A 15,757-nucleotide genomic window follows, 5' to 3' on the forward strand; every position below is an offset into this window, starting at 1 on the left:
CCACGGCTGTATCGCCTCGAATCCGACGATGGATTCGGGTTCGATTCCGGTTGCGGAACTCGACGGGGGGCTGGACCTACAGGCAACGCTTGAGAGCGGACAGACGTTCCTCTGGCGGCGCCCCGACGAGCGGATGTACGCGGACGCCGACCCCTCCGGCGGGTCGGCGTGGTACCACACGGTGGCCGACGGCGAGGTGGTGCGGGTCCGCCAACGCGACGGCCTGCTGGAGTGGGAGGCGACGACCGACGCCGAATCACTGCTGGTCGACCGCCTGCGCCTGGACGACGACCTCCCGGAAATCTTCGATCGAATCCCCGACGATCGACTGCTGGCGGAAGCCCGCGAGCGTTACCCCGGACTCCGCATCGTCAACGACCCCTTCTTCCCGTGTCTGGTTTCGTTCATCTGCTCGGCCCAGATGCGGGTCGAGCGCATCCACGAGATGCAGACAGCGCTCGCCCGGGAGTTCGGCGAAACCGTCGCGTTCGACGGTCGAACGTACCACCGGTTCCCGACGCCCGAGCGACTCGCGGCCACCACCGAGGCCGAACTCCGCGAGTTAGGATTGGGCTACCGCGCGCCCTACGTGCAACGCTCGGCGGAACTGCTGGCCACCGGCGAGGTCGACGAGTCGGACGTCCGCGACCTCCCCTACCAGGAGGCCCGCGAGGCGGTTCAGGCGTTCGTCGGCGTCGGCGACAAGGTGGCGGACTGCGTGCTGATGTTCTCGCTGGGCTACCTGGAGGCGGTGCCACTCGACACCTGGATTCGGACCGCCATCGAGGAGTACTACCCCCACTGCGAGAAGGGGTCGTACGCCGAAACCTCCGACGCGATTCGCGCGGAGTTCGGCGGCGAGTACGCGGGCTACGCCCAGACGTACGTCTTCCACTACCTCCGGAACCGATAGCCGTCCCGTCGAACCTTCGGAACCGATAACCGTCCCGGTCGACCGGACCCTGTTCCGACCGAACCCCTTTGGAAGGGGACGACGAACCCCGAAGGTGGAACCATGTCCGACGAAAGCGAACGCGCGACCGACGCCGACGACCGGACGAGAGCCCACGTCTTCGTCTCCGGGAAGGTCCAGGGCGTCTACTACCGGGCGAACACCCGCGATACGGCCCGGGAGAAGGGCGTCAACGGCTGGGTGCAGAACCTCTCGGACGGCCGGGTCGAAGCCGTCTTCGAAGGTCCCGAGGATGCGGTATCCGAGATGGTCGAGTGGTGCCACTCCGGCAGTCCCGCCGCCGACGTCGAGGACGTCGAGGTCGAGTACGGCGACCCCGAGGGCGAGGACGGCTTCCGGATTCGGCGGTAGGCCGGCCGATTCGGGGCCGGGGGACGACCCGGACGTCGGCCCCGGGCCAGCACGACTTTCCGCGTCAGTCACGAACTACCCCCGGTTAGCCATGCGCGAGAACACCCCAGAGCTCGGCGTCGAACTGCGAGGCACCGACACCGAACCCCTCCCGCAGGGGACCGGCGGCGAGGGAACGGACCCGGGCGAACAGACCGTCCTCCTGGTCGCCGTTCCGGTAGTGAACCCGCAGTCGAACACCCGCGACTCGGCGGTCGACGACGGCGACCTGGTCGGCCGGATTCCGGTGGCGAACGCCGACACGCCCTGCGCCGACGAACTGCTCGACGCGGCCGCCGTCACCGTGCTCGAAGAGCGCGTGACGGCGTACTACCCCCGCGGGGACGAGGTCACCGCGCTCGTGTGGGAGGCGTCGACCGACGAGTGGCGGTGCCAGGAGTGGGAGTCCGACGGCGACTTCGAGGTTCAGGCGGGCCGCCGCGACGACGACGAGGCGGTCCTGTGGGAGCGCGGCGAACCGGCCTAATTCGTCTGCGGGACTCGCAGACTCTTTTTCCGACCCGACGCCGCGTTACCGCGAGAAGGATGCCTGTCCGTTCGATGACGACGTGCGGTTCCGAAAAGAAGCGCGGAGTCCGTCGACTCGGAGTTTCTCGCCCTCAGTACTGGTTGTCGTGACGGCTTCCCTCGCTGTGGATGTTCTCCTCTCGGCCCTCGAACTGTCCGGGGCGGTCGCTCGGGTACATCGCGTTGTCGTCGATTTCGCCGCCCTGGGACCGTCGCGTCCCGACGTCCGGGGCGCGACGCTGTTCCTGCTGGGACATGCCGAAGTCCGGTTGCTGGGTGCCGACGTCGCGGCTCCGTGACTCGGCGTTCTGCCGGGACTGCTGGCCGCGGCCGCGGGACTGACGCTCGCCGTACTCGGGGCTCCCCCGGCCAGTTTGGCTCGTCTGGCCGGTCTGGAATCCCGACGGGCCGGCGCGTTCGACGCCGCCAGAGCGACCCTGCTCGCGTCGCTCGGACTGCCGGAACGAGTCCTGCGGCGTCGGCTCGGACTGGAACCGGCCCGCCGACTGCTCGTAGTCGGTCCGACCCTCGGTCGTCTGCCGGGACTGCTCCAACCGCCGGGAGTACGAGCGGTCCTCGGTCGGCTGCTGGTGTGGCTGTTTCGACGGGGTGGGCTGCCCGGCCTGCTGGTACTGCTGAGACTGGCCGGGCCGGACCTCGCCCGAGTGGGACCCTTCGAGGCGCGACTGCTCGGTCCGGGACTGTTCGGGACTGAACTGCGACCCCGCAGAACCCCCGCGAGAGCGCCCGGAGGTGTAACGGGACCCCGAACTCCGCCGGGACTGGTCCTGCTGGCGCTGCTGGCCGGACTGGCCCTGCTGGCCGTACTGGTTCGGCTGGCGCGAGGACGCCCGTTGCTCGGAAACGTGTTGCTGCTGGGGCGACGGCTGGGTCTGCCGGCCCTGTTGCTGGGACTCCTGCTGGCCGGACTGACCCTGTTGACCGTACTGATTCTGCCGGCCGTACTCCTCCTGCGGACCGTACTGGCCCTGAGAGCCGGTACCCTGCTGGGCGAACTGCTGGCGGTTCACGTCTGGCTGGCGGCGATGACCTTGGTCGTGACGGGATTCGCCGCCGTAGGCGTAGTTCTCCGCGCTCCCCTGGGGAACCTGCTGGCTCTGCTGGCCCTGCGGGCGTCCCTGCTGGGTCCCGGCGTCTCGCGGCTGTCGACCCTGCTGCTGTCGGTCGACCGCCTGCTGGCCCTGCGGTCGTCGGGCGTGGCTCTGTTCGTGGCGGGACTCCCCGCCGTATTCGAGGTTGTGTCGGCTCCCCTGCGGCGGTTGCTGGCCGCCTCCCGTCTGACCGCCGCCACCCTGCGGGCCGGCGGGAATCAACACTTCCTCGCCCTGCAGGCGCTCTTTGACTTCCTCCTCGACGTTCCGACCGCGTCGGTCGTCTCCGCGTCGGTTCTCTCGTCCGGGCTCTCGTCGGCCTGCTCGGTAACGGTCGTCGCTCATTGGTGAATCCCCCGCCGGGTACCAGGCCGCGGGCATCCTTATCCGTGCTGGCCAGTCGAATTCGGCGGGCGAATCGCCGTCGAGTTTCGAGGTAACGTCGCCGTCGGAGGCGATGTCACACCGACGCCGTCGGGGCCCGACGGCAGGCTTTAACGCGCTCCCGCTCGAACGCCCCGACATGATAACCGCAGAGCGGATGGCGCAGGTCGACCGGAACGCCGCCGCGCTCGGCGTCCCCCAGAAGCAGTTGATGGAGTCGAGCGGCAACGCCGTCGCCCGGGAGGTCCGGGCGGTCGCCGACCCCGGCGCGCGAGTCGCCATCGTCGCCGGGCGGGGCAACAACGGCGGCGACGGCTTCGTCGCCGCCCGGTTCCTCGAAGACTACGACGTCTCCGTCCACCTGCTGGGCCGCCCGGAGTCAATCGCGACCGACATCGCCCGCGAGAACTGGGACGCGCTCGGCGAGGCGGACTACGACCGCGAGGCGGTCGGCGACTCCCGGAGCTTCGACCTCCCCGACTGCGACGTGGTGGTCGACGCGATGCTCGGCACCGGAGTGACCGGCGCGCTCCGCGAACCCGAGGCCACCGCGGCCCAGGCGATGAACCAGTCGACGGCGACGGTGGTCGCCGTCGACGTCCCCTCGGGCGTGAACGCCGACACCGGCGAGGCAGAGGGCGTCGCGGTCGACGCCGACCGCGTGGTCACCTTCCACGATAACAAACCCGGACTCTCGGACCTCGACGCCGAGGTCACCGTGGCGGACATCGGCATCCCCGCGGCCGCCGAGCGCCGACTCGGACCGGGCGACCTCCGGCCGGTCCGGCAAGCCCACGAGGCCGAGGACTCCCGGGCTTACGTCGTCGGCGGCGGCCCCTTCACGGGCGCGCCCGCGCTGGCGGCCCAGGCGGCCCTGAGAGCCGGCGCGAACCTCTCGTTCGTCGCCGCACCCGAGACGGTCGCGGGCCGGATTCAGGGCTACGCCGAGGACCTCATCGTCCAGTCGTACGACGGCGACCGACTCACCCCCGACCGGGTCGACGACCTGGTCGACACCGCCGAGAGCTACGACGACGTGGTGGTGCTCGGGCCGGGCCTCGGCAACGCCGACGAGACGCTGGCGGCCGCCGAGCGGTTCCTCGAATCGTTCTCGGGTCGGGCGGTCGTCGACGCCGACGCGCTCGCGGTCATCCCCGACCTCGACACCGACGCCACGCTGGTCTGCACGCCCAACGTCAAGGAACTCGGCAAGATGGGCGGTCCCGAGATCGAGCGCGGCGAGGACCTCGCCGCGCACGCAGACGAGATAGAGTCGTTCGCGGCCGACCTCGGCCACGTCGTCGTCGCGAAGGCGAAGGCCGACGTGGTCTCGGACGGCGAGGAAACCCGCGTCTGCCACGCGGGGACGCCCGGGATGGCGGTCGGCGGCACCGGCGACCTGCTGGCGGGCACGACGGCGGGCCTGCTGGCGAGCCACGACCCCTTCGAGTCGGCGTGCATGGCCACCTACGCCAACGGTCGGGCGGCCGAACTGCTGGACGACGAGCGCCACGACGGCCTGCTCGCCTCGGACATGTTGGACGCGCTGCCGCGGGCGCTGTGGGGTGATTCCGATGAGTGAAGGCGGCGAGGACGGCGAGGCGGGCGAGGGAGACGAGTCGGCGGAACTCACCCACACCGACGAGGCGGGCGAGGTTCAGATGGTCGACGTGGGCGAGAAGCCCGACACCCGCCGGCGAGCGGTCGCGGCGGGCGAGATCAACCTCCAACCGGAAACCGTCGAGGCGATTCGGGACGACGCCCTCGGGAAGGGCGACGTGCTCGCGACCGCCCGGGTCGGCGCGGTCCAGGCGGTCAAGCACACCTGGGAGACCATCCCGATGTGCCACCAGATTCCCATCACCAACGTCGAAACCAGCTTTGACCTCTACGACGAGCGCGTCACCCTGGAGGTCGCGGTCGAAACCACCGGGAAGACGGGGTGCGAGATGGAGGCCCTGGAGGGCGTGACCACGGGCCTGAACGTGGTGTGGGACATGGTGAAGGCGGCCGAGAAGAACGACGACGGCCAGTACCCCGACACGTCCATCGACCGGGTTCGCGTGGTCGAGAAGACGAAGACCGTGGTGCGAGCGGAAACCGAGACGCCGCGATAGCGCGACGGCAGTTCCGCTCGGCGGCGAACGCTTATGCTCGCCGCGCGAGTGCGGGTCGGTGATGCCGGTCGAAATCGGACGAACGACCGTTCTGGTCGACGACTACGACGCGGCGATAGCGTTCTACACGGAGGTGCTCGGCTTAGAAGTGCTCGCCGACACCGAACTCGAAAACGGGTTCCGGGCCGTCCACGTCGGCGACCCCGCACAGGCGCCCGTCGGCCTCTGGCTGATGGAACCGCCGAGCGACCGCGAGCGCGACCGAATCGGCGACCAGACCGGCGACGCGCCCGCGCTGGTGTTCTACACCGACGATATTCGCGAAGAGTACGAAACCCTGCGAGCGCGCGGCGTCGAGTTCCGCGACGAACCCGAGTCAGGCGAGACGGGCACGAGCGCCCACTTCGAGGACTATGCGGGCAACCACTGCCTGCTCGTGGAGTTGCACGACGCCGACGACTGAGCGGCCCTGAAACTCACGTGGAGAAAAACGAGAACTATCTTCTCACGCCGACGGCGCGCTGGCGAGTTCGCCCGCCTTCGCCCGCGACTGCTGGACGATGGAGGGCCGGGCCTCGAAGTCGACCAGCACCTCGTCGTCGGCGTAGGTCACGTCCTCGACGCGGGCGTGGTCGTGAATCCACGACACCACGCTCATCGTGTCCTCGGTCATCGGCATGACGAGTCGCTCGCGCTCCCAGTCGGGGAGTTCGGCGTCGATTCTGGCCCGGAGTCCGTCGAGGTTGAGTTGCTGTTCACCGCTGACCGCGATAGGGTTCGGCGCGAGCGCGGACAGCGCCTCGGTCTTCTCGCGGAGTTCCTCGTCGGTCACGGCGTCTATCTTGTTCAACACCGTCACGATGGGCGCCTCGTTGCGCTCGTAGAGGGTGTCGTGGCTCGTGACGAGTTTCTCGCGAATCTCGTCGATGGGTTCGCTCACGTCCACGACGAGGAGGACGAGGTCGGCGTAGTACACCGCGTCGAGGGTCGACTGGAACGACTCAACCAGCCAGTGGGGCAGGTCGGAGATGAACCCGACCGTGTCGGTCAACAGCACGTCGCGGCGCTCCATGTCCATCTTCCGGGTCGTCGTTCCCAGCGTGGTGAACAGGCGGTCCTGGGCCTCGGCGGTCGTGTCGAGGTCCGGGTGGAGGTCGTCGTTCTGGCCGAGTTCGAGGTCGGCCGCCAGGCTCTGCATCAGCGTCGACTTCCCGGCGTTGGTGTAGCCCGCCATCGCCACCAGGTCGAAGCCCGACTCCCGGCGTCGGTCCCGGCGGTCGGCCTCGGTCCGAGCGATGCGGTCGAGTTCGCCCTTGATGTTGCTGATCTGGTCCTTGATGTCCTGCTCGCGGCTCTCGTCGTACTCGCCCAGTCCCATGAACCCCGGCCGCTCGTCGCGCTTGGCGAGGCTCGTCTTGGCCTCCGCCCGCGGGAGTTCGTAGCGCAGTTCCGCGAGTTCGACCTGGAGTTGGGCCTTCCGAGTCTGCGCCCGCTGGCCGAATATCTCGAGGATGAGCCGGAATCGGTCGACGACGCGGGTATCCTCGGGGAACTTCTGGCCGAGGTTGTACGTCTGGTACGGCCCGAGTTGGTTGTCGAAGATGACGATGCCGGCGCCCGTCTCGGCGACAGCGGCGGCTATCTCGTCGGCCTTGCCCTCCCCGACCTGGTGCGCGGCGTCCTCCTCGCGCGTCTGGGTGAACACGTCGGCGACCTCGTAACCCGCAGCGCGGGCGAGGTCGCAGATCTCTTCGGTGTCGGGCGTTCCGGAGTCGACTCGCTTGACGATTATCGCTTTCATAGGAGCAGTTTTCGGGCGGCGTACGCGGCGTGGTGTGCGACCTGCACTGTCTCGCGCTCGGCTATGCTCTCGACGTACTTGAACGTCGGGACGAGGAACTGTTCGACCCTGAGTTCGGGTTCTTCGTAGAACTCGCCGCGCTCGGCGACGACGGGACCCGACGGCGGTTCGGGGAGTTCCTCGACGGCCTCGGCGACGACGCCGGCGACATCCTCGAAGGTCGGCTCGCTTCGGCTGATGGAAAAGCCCATCCCCCTCACGCTCCGGAGGTGGGCGGTGCCGACGGCGGCGTGGACCGCAGAGGCGACCATGAGGTACTCGCCGTTCTCCTCGTGGCGACCGCTGATGTCCACGCCGACGACCTCAGCCTCGCCGGCCCTTCACCTCGATTCTGCCGGCCGCGTTGCCCATAGCCGCGGGTACGGTACCCTCCCATTTCAATCGCACGCGAACCGTCCGCCATCCGACAGGAAACGCGCGTTTCGGTCGACACGAGCCACGAGTCGAATCGAATCGTTGCGCGATTCGGTTTAACCCCCGGTCGAGCTACCACAAAAGTCTTAACGCTCTGATGTGGCAATTGGCTCATGGAAGCGGGATTAAACCCTCAACAACTCGGCCTGGAGTTCGGTTCGGGCGCGGTCGTCGGCGGCGTCGTCGGTTTCGCCGCCAAGAAGGTCGCGAAACTCATCGCCGTCATCGTCGGCATCGAACTGGCGCTGTTCAAATTCCTCGAATCGCGAGGCATACTCACCGTCGACTGGGACAAACTCACCGCCGGAATGCTGAAGGCGGGCGAAACCGCCCAGACCGGCGCGCCGCCGTCGTGGGTGATGACCATCCTCTCGACGCTCTCTATCGGCGCCGGCTTCACCGGCGGCTTTCTGCTCGGCTTCCGGAAAGGATAGTCCCCGTTCTCGCGGTCACGGCCGGCCGTCGGCGACGGTCCCCACTTTTTTGAGAATTTTCACGACGGAGAGCGTGGCGGCGGTCGAGGGTTACCCCGACATGTCGCCGCGCCGGTAGCGGTCCACCAGGCGGTACGCGGTGACAGACCCCGACTCGTCGAGGTCGATCTCGTACCGGCCGAGGATGTCCTGGGTGTCCGGCACCGCGCTCCGCTCGACCACCTCGACGACGGCGAACCAGCCGTCGCTCCCCTGCTCCACCTCGATGATGCCGTCGAACGGTTCGTCGATGAGCGTCTGCGCGACCTCCTCGGCGGTTTCACGGGCGCTCAAGATGTCGAGGTCGGCCGACTCCGAAACCGCCGCGCCGCCGTCGGCCGACACGTCTCCGTCGTCTTCGCCGGCACCGTTCGCGTCTGCACTCTCGTCTCCTTCGTCGTCCGTCTCGCGCCCGTCCGTCTCGTCGTCCATCTCGTCCTCGTCCGCCTCGACTTCGGATTCGTCGTCGCCGTCACCGTCGTTCTCGTCGGCGGCATCGCTCTCGTCGCCGAAACCCGCGAGGATTTCGGACGCCGCCGCCTCGCCGATGCCGTCGGCGGCGGTCAGGGCCTCGACGTCGGCGTCCCGCAGGTCGTCGACCGACTCGAATCCGGCCTCGCGGAGCGCGTCGGCTCGTTCGGGGCCGACGCCCCCGACGTCCTGTAGGTCGTCGCGCTCGCCGGATTCACTCTTCGCCACGTTCGACCCTCCGGTTCGCCGTCATGCTGTCGCGTTCGCTGTCATACCAGTTCATCGATTCGTTGGTGCAGATCCGACGCGTCGCCGGTGGTGACGTGCGAAGAGAGCACGTCCCGGCAGACGCCCGCGAGCGGTTCGTCGTCGGGGAACGCCGCCACGCCGTCGGCGACGGCGATGGCGGCGCGGGTGCTGACCGGGACGTCCAACTCCTCGCCGAGCACCCGGACCGCCGAGACGACGTCCTCGACGCGTTCGCGGTCCAAGTCCGAGCGAGCGGCGACGATTTCGACCTCGGTTTCGCGACCGTACCGGTCGAGGTGGACCGTGACCAGTCGGTCGAGCAGCGCGTCCTGGGGTTCGTGGACCCCGGCGTACTCCGCGGAGTTCGAGGTCAGGATCACCCGGAAGTCGGGGTGGACCTCGACCTGACGGTCCTCGCCGCGCTTGCCGGGGAGTTCGAGGACGCCCTCTTCGAGTACCGACAGCAGGACGTTGTTCGCCGCGGGTTTCGAGCGCGCGAACTCGTTGTAGACGAGCGTCGCGCCCTCTCGGACCGCGACCGTCAGCGGGTTGTCGACCCACCGGTCGCGGACGACCTCCTTCTTCTTCACCACGTCGTGGACGAAGGCGTCGCGCTCGGTGTACTGCTCCTTGCCGGCGTACTCGCCGACGAGGTCGGCGGTGTCGAGTTCGGCGTCGCCGTTCACCCAGACCGTCGGCGCGTCGCGGCCGCGGGCGACCGCGAGCGCGAGCGCGGTCTTGCCGACCCCGGACGGGCCGACGACGTGGACCGGTCGGTCGGCGTCCAGCCACCGCTCGACGCGCCGGCGGTACGCCGCGACCTCGTCGGTTTCGACGAACTCGCGGTCGGTCGAGTCGGCCGACTCGACCGACCGCGACCCTTCGCGCTCGTCGTCGCCGAGCGACTTCGACGTCTTCCGGGTCCGTTTGGACTCGCGGTCCGACCGAATCTTCGGTCCCCGGACCTTCCGCTCGCGGCCGGAGTCGCTCATCTACGCCGTCTGGGCCTCCGTTTCGACCTCCAGTTCCTCGAGGTCGTCCATGTCCCCGGAGGCGCTCGCTTGCTCTATCTTTGCTATCTCCTCGGCGTAGTGGAGGAAGGTGTCCACCGAGGCGGCGACGACCCGCGCCTCGACGGTGAGCAGTTCGATGCCGACGACCGACACTCTCGCCCAGACGTCGACGACGACGCCCTTGTCGAGGATGCGGTCGAGAACCTCCGCGAGGCTCGACGCGTTGGGTTGTGCTCGTGACATTAGGTACCAACCACGCTCCTCGAAATACCATTCGAGCACATAATAATGGTTCGGCCGTTCGAACGATAAAGGGCCTGATATTGGGGAAATTGCACATCTCGCGCGGTTGCAGTTATCCGGCACCCACTGGCCCCAGTTTATATGGCCGCTCGCAACGAATTCGGAGCAAACCGGTGGAGAGTGTGTCAGGAAATAAACTTTACGTTTATGGAGTGTTCGAGGACGACGGCGACGAGGAGTTCGAACTCTCGGTCGACGGCGTCGGCGGTGCCGACCGCGTACGGGCCGTCTCGTTCCGCAACCTCTCGGCGCTGGTGTCGGACATCGACACCACCGACCCGGAGGAGTCCGACGAGAACGCGCAGGCCCACGACGACGTGTTGCGCGCGGCGCTCGAACACGACCGCGAACCCACGGTCGTCCCGATGCAGTTCGGGATGGCCTTCGAGAGCGCACGCACGCTGAAGAACGTCCTCCGCGGGACCCGCCACTCGTTCACCAAGGCGCTCCGGGACGTCGAGGGGACCGTCGAACTCGGCGTGAAGGTCGTCAGCGAGGAGGACGCCGACCCCGACCCCGAGGCGGTCCGGGCGGCCGCCGACGACCACCTCGGCGCCGTCGCGGTCAACGACGCCGAGAACGACCGCTTCAGCGACCGCCTGCTGGTCAACCACGCCTACCTCGTGGAACGCGACCGGCGCGACGACTTCGACGAGGCGGTCGACGCCCTCCAGTCGGACCTCGAGGACGAAGCGATGGTCCAGTACACCGGCCCGTGGGCGCCGTACAACTTCGTGGACATCCACGTGGGGGCGAACCGCTGATGTTCGTGGTCGACGACCTGCTCGTCCGACCGTTCGTCGGCCTGCTCGACGTGTTGCACACGATGGCGCTCGACGAGATGTACGACGTCGAGTCGATCCGCGACGACGTCAAGGAGAACCGCCTGCTGTACGAACTCGGCGAGATACCCCGCGAGGAGTACGAGCGCCGAGACGAGGAACTTCGCGAGGAACTCGAGTTCGCCGAGCGCGTCCGTACGGAACTGGCCAGCGGGAAGATAGAGGTGAAACGCTGATGGGCGAGCGACCCGACGACGGCGACGACTCGGACGACCGACCCGAGGACCGCCGAGGCGACGGCGAGACGCCCGACCGCGACGAGGAGGCGACCGACAGGCGGCGACCGGCCGACGAGCACGGCCGAAACTCGGCGAAGCCGAGTTTCGGCCTGCGAGACGGGTTCGGCCTCCTGACCGACCTCCTGCGGGGACTCGACGCGAGCGACCGACGCCGCGAGTCCGGGCGGTTCGGCGGCGACCGGGCGAACGTCGACTACGACGTGAGCGTCGGCCTCGGCACCGGACCTGACAAGCGCGACGGCGACCGCGACCGCCGCGCGCGGCGGTCGCGGTCGCCCGCCGAGCGTCGCGTCGGCGAACGCTCGCGCACGTCCCGTCCCCGGAGCGGCGACTTCGGCGACTACCTGGTGACGAGTCGTCTCGAGGAAGACGGCCTGGTCGTGACCGCCGACCTGCCCGACGTGTCGGCCGAGGAACTGACCGTCGGGTTCGCCCGGGACCGCGAGGAACTCGTGGTGGGCGTCGGCGACGGCGTCGTCGAGCGCGTCGCGCTCCCGTGGCCCGCGAGCGCGACCAAGACGACGTTCAGGAACGGCGTGCTGGAGATACGGCTCCGGGAGGACGCCGACGCATGACCGAGGAGACGGACGGCCTCTCCGGACGGTTGGACGACCTCGCCTCGCGCGCCGAGGACGCGCTCGACGGGTTGGGCGAGTACGTCGAGGAACCCGACGCCGACCTGGCCGACGTCCGCGAGCGCGTGGGCGACGAGGACCGGTCGGTCGCGGAGGCCGGCGAACACCTCCGGGACCTCTGGGACGTCGCCGACGAAGTCGAGGACCTGCTCCAGACGGTCGACCTGTCGGACCTCCCCGAAGCGATAGACGTCTCGGAGCTCCCCTCCGCCGTCGAGGCCGGCGAGGTGCCGGACGCCGTCGCGAACGGCGACCCCGGCGACGCGGTCCGGTTCCGGAAGCTCCTGAAGGTCGTCAATCTCACCGAACTCTGGGACGCCACCGACGTGCGGGCGTTCTGGAAGCAGAAGCGCGAACTCGAAGCAGAGCTGTCGGAGTCGTTCGACGGCGAGGATACTGGTGAGAGCGGAAACACCGAGGTCGCCGGAGACGATGACGACGGGTGGCTCGACGCCGACCGCGACTGGTCGATTCCCGAAACGGACGGCCCCGGCGACTTCGACCCCGAGTCGATGGAGAACGCCGTCCAGTCGAAGATGATGGACGGCGTCGAGGAGTTCCGCGAGAGCCTGCTGGCGGCCCACGAGAAGCTGAAGGCGCTCCGCGAGGAGAACCGCGACCGGATGGCCGCACAGGACCGCTCGACCCACTCGCGCAACCCTACCGCACACTCGACGGTGCCCGGCGGCGACCGGCCGGCGGTCGGCAGTACGGCGCGGCACTCGACGGTTCCCCGGGAAACCCGCTACTCGACCGCCCCGAACAAAAAGCGGGTGTACGGCGACCGCTTCGACAACGAAACCGACGATAGCTGACAGCCATGGACGAAACCAGACCCACCAGACGACAGAGCGACCTCGCGGACGTGGTAGAGCTCCTGCTCGACAAGGGCGTGGTCATCAACGCCGACATCGCCGTGACGGTCGGCGAAACCGAGCTCCTGGGGGTGAAACTCCGGGCCGCCGTCGCGTCGTTCGAGACGGCCGCCCAGTACGGCATGGAGTTCCCCGACGGGACCGACGTCGACCGCGTCGAGCACGCCGCGGGGGTCGAACCGCTCGAGGACGGCCCGGGCGAGCAGGTCGAACTCGACGAACTCGAAGTCGAGAGTCCGGCAGCCGACGACCCGGAGGACGAACGTGACGACGATTGACCTGGACGACGACGGCGAGGGCGTCCGCTCGGGGCTGACCGCGCTGGTCGTGACCGTCGTCGACCTGCTGGTCGACGCGCTCGAACGCGAGGCAATCCGGCGGATGGAGGGCGAGAACCTGACCGACGAGGAGGTCGAGCGACTCGGTCGCCAACTCGCGCAGTTGGAGGACGAACTCGAGGACCTGAAGGAGCGGGAGGGCATCGACGCGGAGGTCGAGGACCTCCGGGGACAACTCGACGGCTTCGTCAGGGACGCCATCCAGGAGATAGACGCGGAGCCCCGGTCCGGCGGGCGAGCGCCCGAGACGAGTACCGCGACCCAAACGGAGGCCGGGCGACGATGAGCGTCGAGGACGCCGACGGCGACCGACCCGCGGATTTCGAAACCGGGCGCTACCTCTACTGCGTCGTCGCCGTCGGGGACGGCGACGACGCAGACGGTGAGTCCGCCGCGTCGGGCGACGCCCTCGCCTTCGACGCCGACGGCGTCGAAGGCGAGTCTGTCTACGCGATTCGGGCGGACGGGCTGGCCGCGCTCGTTCACGAAACCGACTCGCTGTACGACGCCGACGACATAACCCGCGTGCGCGAGTGGCTGCTGGACCACCAGTCGGTCGTCGACGAGGCGGGCGAGGCGTTCGGCACGCCGCTTCCCTTCCGCTTCGACACGGTCGTCACGGGCGACGACGAGGCGGTCCGCGAGTGGCTCCGAGACGCGAGCGACGACCTGCACGCCCACCTCGCCGACCTCGCGGGCCACTGGGAGTACCGCGTCGAGGTCGCCCGGACCGACGACCCCGAGTTCGAGGACGACCGTCTCGACGAACTGGCGGCCGAGATCGAGGCGGCCGACGAGGGCCGAGCCTTCCTGCTCGAAAAGCAGCGCGACCGCCGCCGGACCGAACTCCGGCGGGCGGCCGACGACGACGTCGCGGCCGACGCCCGCGAGCGCCTCCGACCGCTGGCCTGGGAGTTCGAGGAGAACGACGCCGCCGACGAGCACGTCGCGGCGTCGTTCTCGCTGCTAGCCCACGAGGACGACGAGGGAGCCATCGGCGAGCAACTGGACGCGGTGGCGGCCCGCGACGGCATCGAGGTCCGGTTCACCGGGCCGTGGCCGCCCTACTCGTTCGCGCCCGAGCTATGACCGGAGGAGACGCACGATGAAACCCACGAAGGACGACCACGCCGTCGTGGACCTCCTCGACGTGCTGCTCGAAGAGGGCGCGGTGTTGCAGGCGGACGTGCTGATAACCGTCGCCGACGTGCCGCTCGTCGGAGTGAACCTCCGGGCGGCGATAGCCGGGATGGCGACGATGCGCGAGTACGGCTTCTTCGAGGACTGGGACGGGACCGTGCGTGCGCGAGGCGGCGACGGGAAGACCGTCGAGTCGGGCGAGCGCCCCGAAACGAGCGAGAAGGTCGACCGGGCCGGCCTGGACCGCTCGGGCGAGCGCGCGAGTCGGGAGCGTCGCCGCGGACCGACGACCGACGAGCAGTAGCGCCGAGGGGTTTCGCCGACCGGCACCGGTCGGCGCGACCGGCCCGCGGTTACCGCTCGAACTGCTCCTCCGGCGGAACGAACGACCCGACCGAGACGGTGTATCGCGACACGGTGGCGACCCGGAGGATGTACGACACCAGCAGCGCCAGCGGGACGACGATGATCCCGAGCGCGAGGCTGACCGCGGGACGCAACACCGCGGGACTCACCACCGCGCCGGAACTCGACTTGTAGAACAGCGTCGCGACGAACGTGGTCGCCAGCGCCGCCACCCCCGAGTACGCGATGAGTCGCGAGAGGCGGGCGAGGTCCTGCTGGATGGCGACGGTCTTGAGGAACTGCCGGAAGATGGAGACACCCTTGAGCAGTTCGAGCGCGGCCTCCAGTTCGACCGCCCCGCCCTCGTCGGAGAGCCGATCGGCGTACTCCTCCTGCAACCGGGGAATCTTCGTCAGCCCGTACGCGTACTCCGGCCCGAGGATGGACGCCATCACGTCCATCGTGTTCGACTCGCCCTCTCGCGCGCCGCTCTCGATGGCGTCGGCCACCGAGTCGGCGTAGGCGATCAACTCCTCGGGGAGGTCGGCGAGTTCGTCGGGTGCGTCGGCGTCCAACCGGTTGGCGAGGCGCTCGCCGTGGTCCCGGAGCGCCTCCACCACCGCGAGCAGGAACGCCTTCGGGTCGTTCTGGGAGAGCGGCCGGTCGGCCGCGGTCGAGAGCCGCCCCCGGAAATCCTCGGTGCCGGCGAGTCGGTCGGATAGCTGGTCCGGCGAGCCGAACACGCGCGACAGCAGGAGCTGGTTGATCGACAGCGAGACGGTGACGAGCGTGAGCAGTCCGGAGATGACGCCGCTGGATAGTAGCGTCCGGACGTTGCTGCTCGGCCCGAGGGTGACGACGCCGGCGAGCGCGAGGCCGTAGATCAGGACCGCGACGCCGGCCGCGATGACGCCCGCGACGACGAAGCGGTTGCCTTCCAGCAACACCCAGTCGGCGATGCGCCCGCGAACGCCGGCCTCGTCGGGCTTCATCGACCGGGAGTCGTCGCGCCGGTCCGACCCGCTTGGCTTCGACTGAGACCCCGCTTCCATACG

22 protein-coding genes are annotated in these 15,757 nt (G+C 69.0%); 15 read left to right on the forward strand and 7 right to left on the reverse strand.

Going from position 1 to position 15,757, the window contains the following annotated elements; all coding sequences use genetic code 11:
* Positions 1 to 28: 28 nt before the first annotated feature.
* From NGM07_RS05010 to NGM07_RS05020, 3 genes are all read left to right on the forward strand, one after another.
* Positions 29 to 913: a DNA-3-methyladenine glycosylase family protein gene (locus NGM07_RS05010; RefSeq protein WP_253517890.1), complete on the forward strand. Its 885-nt coding sequence runs from the start codon at positions 29 to 31 to the stop codon at positions 911 to 913.
* 102 nt (positions 914 to 1,015) lie between these two features.
* Positions 1,016 to 1,324 carry an acylphosphatase gene (locus NGM07_RS05015; protein ID WP_253517893.1) on the forward strand — a complete coding sequence of 103 codons (309 nt, stop codon included), beginning with the start codon at positions 1,016 to 1,018 and terminating at the stop codon, positions 1,322 to 1,324.
* 91 nt (positions 1,325 to 1,415) lie between these two features.
* A complete protein-coding gene (locus tag NGM07_RS05020) occupies positions 1,416 to 1,850 on the forward strand; it encodes a hypothetical protein (RefSeq protein WP_253517896.1) in 435 nt (144 codons plus the stop codon).
* Positions 1,851 to 1,983: 133 nt separating this feature from the next.
* On the opposite strand, the gene NGM07_RS05025 is transcribed toward NGM07_RS05020, so the two are convergent.
* The gene (locus NGM07_RS05025; RefSeq protein ID WP_253517898.1) at positions 1,984 to 3,348 is read right to left on the reverse strand and encodes a hypothetical protein; all 1,365 of its coding nucleotides are present in this window, start codon (positions 3,346 to 3,348) and stop codon (positions 1,984 to 1,986) included.
* 178 nt (positions 3,349 to 3,526) lie between these two features.
* Between NGM07_RS05025 and NGM07_RS05030 the strand changes: the two genes are divergently transcribed.
* The 3 genes from NGM07_RS05030 to NGM07_RS05040 all read left to right on the forward strand — a co-directional run bounded on the left by NGM07_RS05030 (position 3,527) and on the right by NGM07_RS05040 (position 5,967).
* A complete protein-coding gene (locus tag NGM07_RS05030; protein ID WP_253517901.1) occupies positions 3,527 to 4,969 on the forward strand; it encodes an NAD(P)H-hydrate epimerase in 1,443 nt (480 codons plus the stop codon).
* A complete protein-coding gene (gene moaC, locus NGM07_RS05035) occupies positions 4,962 to 5,504 on the forward strand; it encodes a cyclic pyranopterin monophosphate synthase MoaC (RefSeq protein WP_253517904.1) in 543 nt (180 codons plus the stop codon). Before NGM07_RS05030 ends, moaC begins: the two co-directional genes overlap by 8 nt.
* A gap of 61 nt (positions 5,505 to 5,565) precedes the next feature.
* The gene (locus NGM07_RS05040; protein WP_253517906.1) at positions 5,566 to 5,967 is read left to right on the forward strand and encodes a VOC family protein; all 402 of its coding nucleotides are present in this window, start codon (positions 5,566 to 5,568) and stop codon (positions 5,965 to 5,967) included.
* Positions 5,968 to 6,009: 42 nt separating this feature from the next.
* Here the strand turns inward: NGM07_RS05040 and hflX are convergent, their stop codons facing one another.
* Both hflX and NGM07_RS05050 read right to left on the reverse strand, forming a co-directional pair.
* The gene (hflX, locus tag NGM07_RS05045; RefSeq protein ID WP_253517909.1) at positions 6,010 to 7,305 is read right to left on the reverse strand and encodes a GTPase HflX; all 1,296 of its coding nucleotides are present in this window, start codon (positions 7,303 to 7,305) and stop codon (positions 6,010 to 6,012) included.
* Entirely contained in the window at positions 7,302 to 7,658 is a 357-nt protein-coding gene (locus tag NGM07_RS05050; protein WP_253517912.1) for a DUF2209 family protein, read from the reverse strand. Before NGM07_RS05050 ends, hflX begins: the two co-directional genes overlap by 4 nt.
* A 234-nt stretch (positions 7,659 to 7,892) precedes the next feature.
* On the opposite strand from NGM07_RS05050, the gene NGM07_RS05055 reads away from it, so the two are divergent.
* A complete protein-coding gene (locus NGM07_RS05055) occupies positions 7,893 to 8,213 on the forward strand; it encodes an FUN14 domain-containing protein (protein ID WP_253517915.1) in 321 nt (106 codons plus the stop codon).
* A 90-nt stretch (positions 8,214 to 8,303) separates the two neighbouring features.
* Here the strand turns inward: NGM07_RS05055 and NGM07_RS25410 are convergent, their stop codons facing one another.
* Genes NGM07_RS25410 through gvpA form a run of 3 tightly spaced genes read right to left on the reverse strand, consistent with a single transcriptional unit; the run spans position 8,304 to position 10,228 of the window.
* The gene (locus NGM07_RS25410; protein WP_303657242.1) at positions 8,304 to 8,951 is read right to left on the reverse strand and encodes a gas vesicle protein GvpO; all 648 of its coding nucleotides are present in this window, start codon (positions 8,949 to 8,951) and stop codon (positions 8,304 to 8,306) included.
* Positions 8,952 to 8,992: 41 nt separating this feature from the next.
* Positions 8,993 to 9,964 (reverse strand): gas vesicle protein GvpN, encoded by a 972-nt coding sequence (gene gvpN / locus NGM07_RS05070; protein ID WP_253517918.1) that lies wholly within the window; start codon positions 9,962 to 9,964, stop codon positions 8,993 to 8,995.
* Positions 9,965 to 10,228 carry a gas vesicle protein GvpA gene (gvpA, locus tag NGM07_RS05075; RefSeq protein ID WP_253517921.1) on the reverse strand — a complete coding sequence of 88 codons (264 nt, stop codon included), beginning with the start codon at positions 10,226 to 10,228 and terminating at the stop codon, positions 9,965 to 9,967. It lies immediately after the preceding gene.
* Between the two features lie 182 nt (positions 10,229 to 10,410).
* Here gvpA and NGM07_RS05080 point away from each other — a divergent pair, with 182 nt between their 5' ends.
* Genes NGM07_RS05080 through gvpM form a run of 8 tightly spaced genes read left to right on the forward strand, consistent with a single transcriptional unit; the run spans position 10,411 to position 14,661 of the window.
* Complete coding sequence (locus tag NGM07_RS05080; RefSeq protein ID WP_253517923.1) at positions 10,411 to 11,052, forward strand: GvpL/GvpF family gas vesicle protein; 642 nt, start codon at positions 10,411 to 10,413, stop codon at positions 11,050 to 11,052.
* Positions 11,052 to 11,306 (forward strand): gas vesicle protein GvpG, encoded by a 255-nt coding sequence (gene gvpG, locus NGM07_RS05085; protein ID WP_253517926.1) that lies wholly within the window; start codon positions 11,052 to 11,054, stop codon positions 11,304 to 11,306. Before NGM07_RS05080 ends, gvpG begins: the two co-directional genes overlap by 1 nt.
* The gene (gene gvpH / locus NGM07_RS05090; RefSeq protein WP_253517929.1) at positions 11,306 to 11,944 is read left to right on the forward strand and encodes a gas vesicle protein GvpH; all 639 of its coding nucleotides are present in this window, start codon (positions 11,306 to 11,308) and stop codon (positions 11,942 to 11,944) included. Before gvpG ends, gvpH begins: the two co-directional genes overlap by 1 nt.
* On the forward strand, positions 11,941 to 12,819 hold the full coding sequence (locus NGM07_RS05095) for a hypothetical protein (protein WP_253517931.1): 879 nt from the start codon (positions 11,941 to 11,943) through the stop codon (positions 12,817 to 12,819). The genes gvpH and NGM07_RS05095 overlap by 4 nt, the downstream gene beginning before the upstream one ends.
* A gap of 5 nt (positions 12,820 to 12,824) precedes the next feature.
* The gene (gvpJ, locus tag NGM07_RS05100; protein ID WP_382194482.1) at positions 12,825 to 13,157 is read left to right on the forward strand and encodes a gas vesicle protein GvpJ; all 333 of its coding nucleotides are present in this window, start codon (positions 12,825 to 12,827) and stop codon (positions 13,155 to 13,157) included.
* Complete coding sequence (gene gvpK, locus NGM07_RS05105) at positions 13,144 to 13,503, forward strand: gas vesicle protein GvpK (protein ID WP_253517934.1); 360 nt, start codon at positions 13,144 to 13,146, stop codon at positions 13,501 to 13,503. Before gvpJ ends, gvpK begins: the two co-directional genes overlap by 14 nt.
* Positions 13,500 to 14,306 (forward strand): gas vesicle protein GvpL, encoded by an 807-nt coding sequence (gene gvpL, locus NGM07_RS05110; protein WP_253517937.1) that lies wholly within the window; start codon positions 13,500 to 13,502, stop codon positions 14,304 to 14,306. The genes gvpK and gvpL overlap by 4 nt, the downstream gene beginning before the upstream one ends.
* Before the next feature lie 16 nt (positions 14,307 to 14,322).
* Positions 14,323 to 14,661, forward strand: a complete 339-nt coding sequence (gene gvpM, locus NGM07_RS05115; protein ID WP_253517940.1) for a gas vesicle protein GvpM — start codon at positions 14,323 to 14,325, stop codon at positions 14,659 to 14,661.
* Between the two features lie 49 nt (positions 14,662 to 14,710).
* On the opposite strand, the gene NGM07_RS05120 is transcribed toward gvpM, so the two are convergent.
* Complete coding sequence (locus NGM07_RS05120) at positions 14,711 to 15,754, reverse strand: DUF7972 family membrane protein (RefSeq protein ID WP_253517943.1); 1,044 nt, start codon at positions 15,752 to 15,754, stop codon at positions 14,711 to 14,713.
* Positions 15,755 to 15,757 lie beyond the last annotated feature (3 nt).

This window comes from Halorussus vallis, assembly GCF_024138165.1.
GTDB lineage: Archaea > Halobacteriota > Halobacteria > Halobacteriales > Haladaptataceae > Halorussus > Halorussus vallis.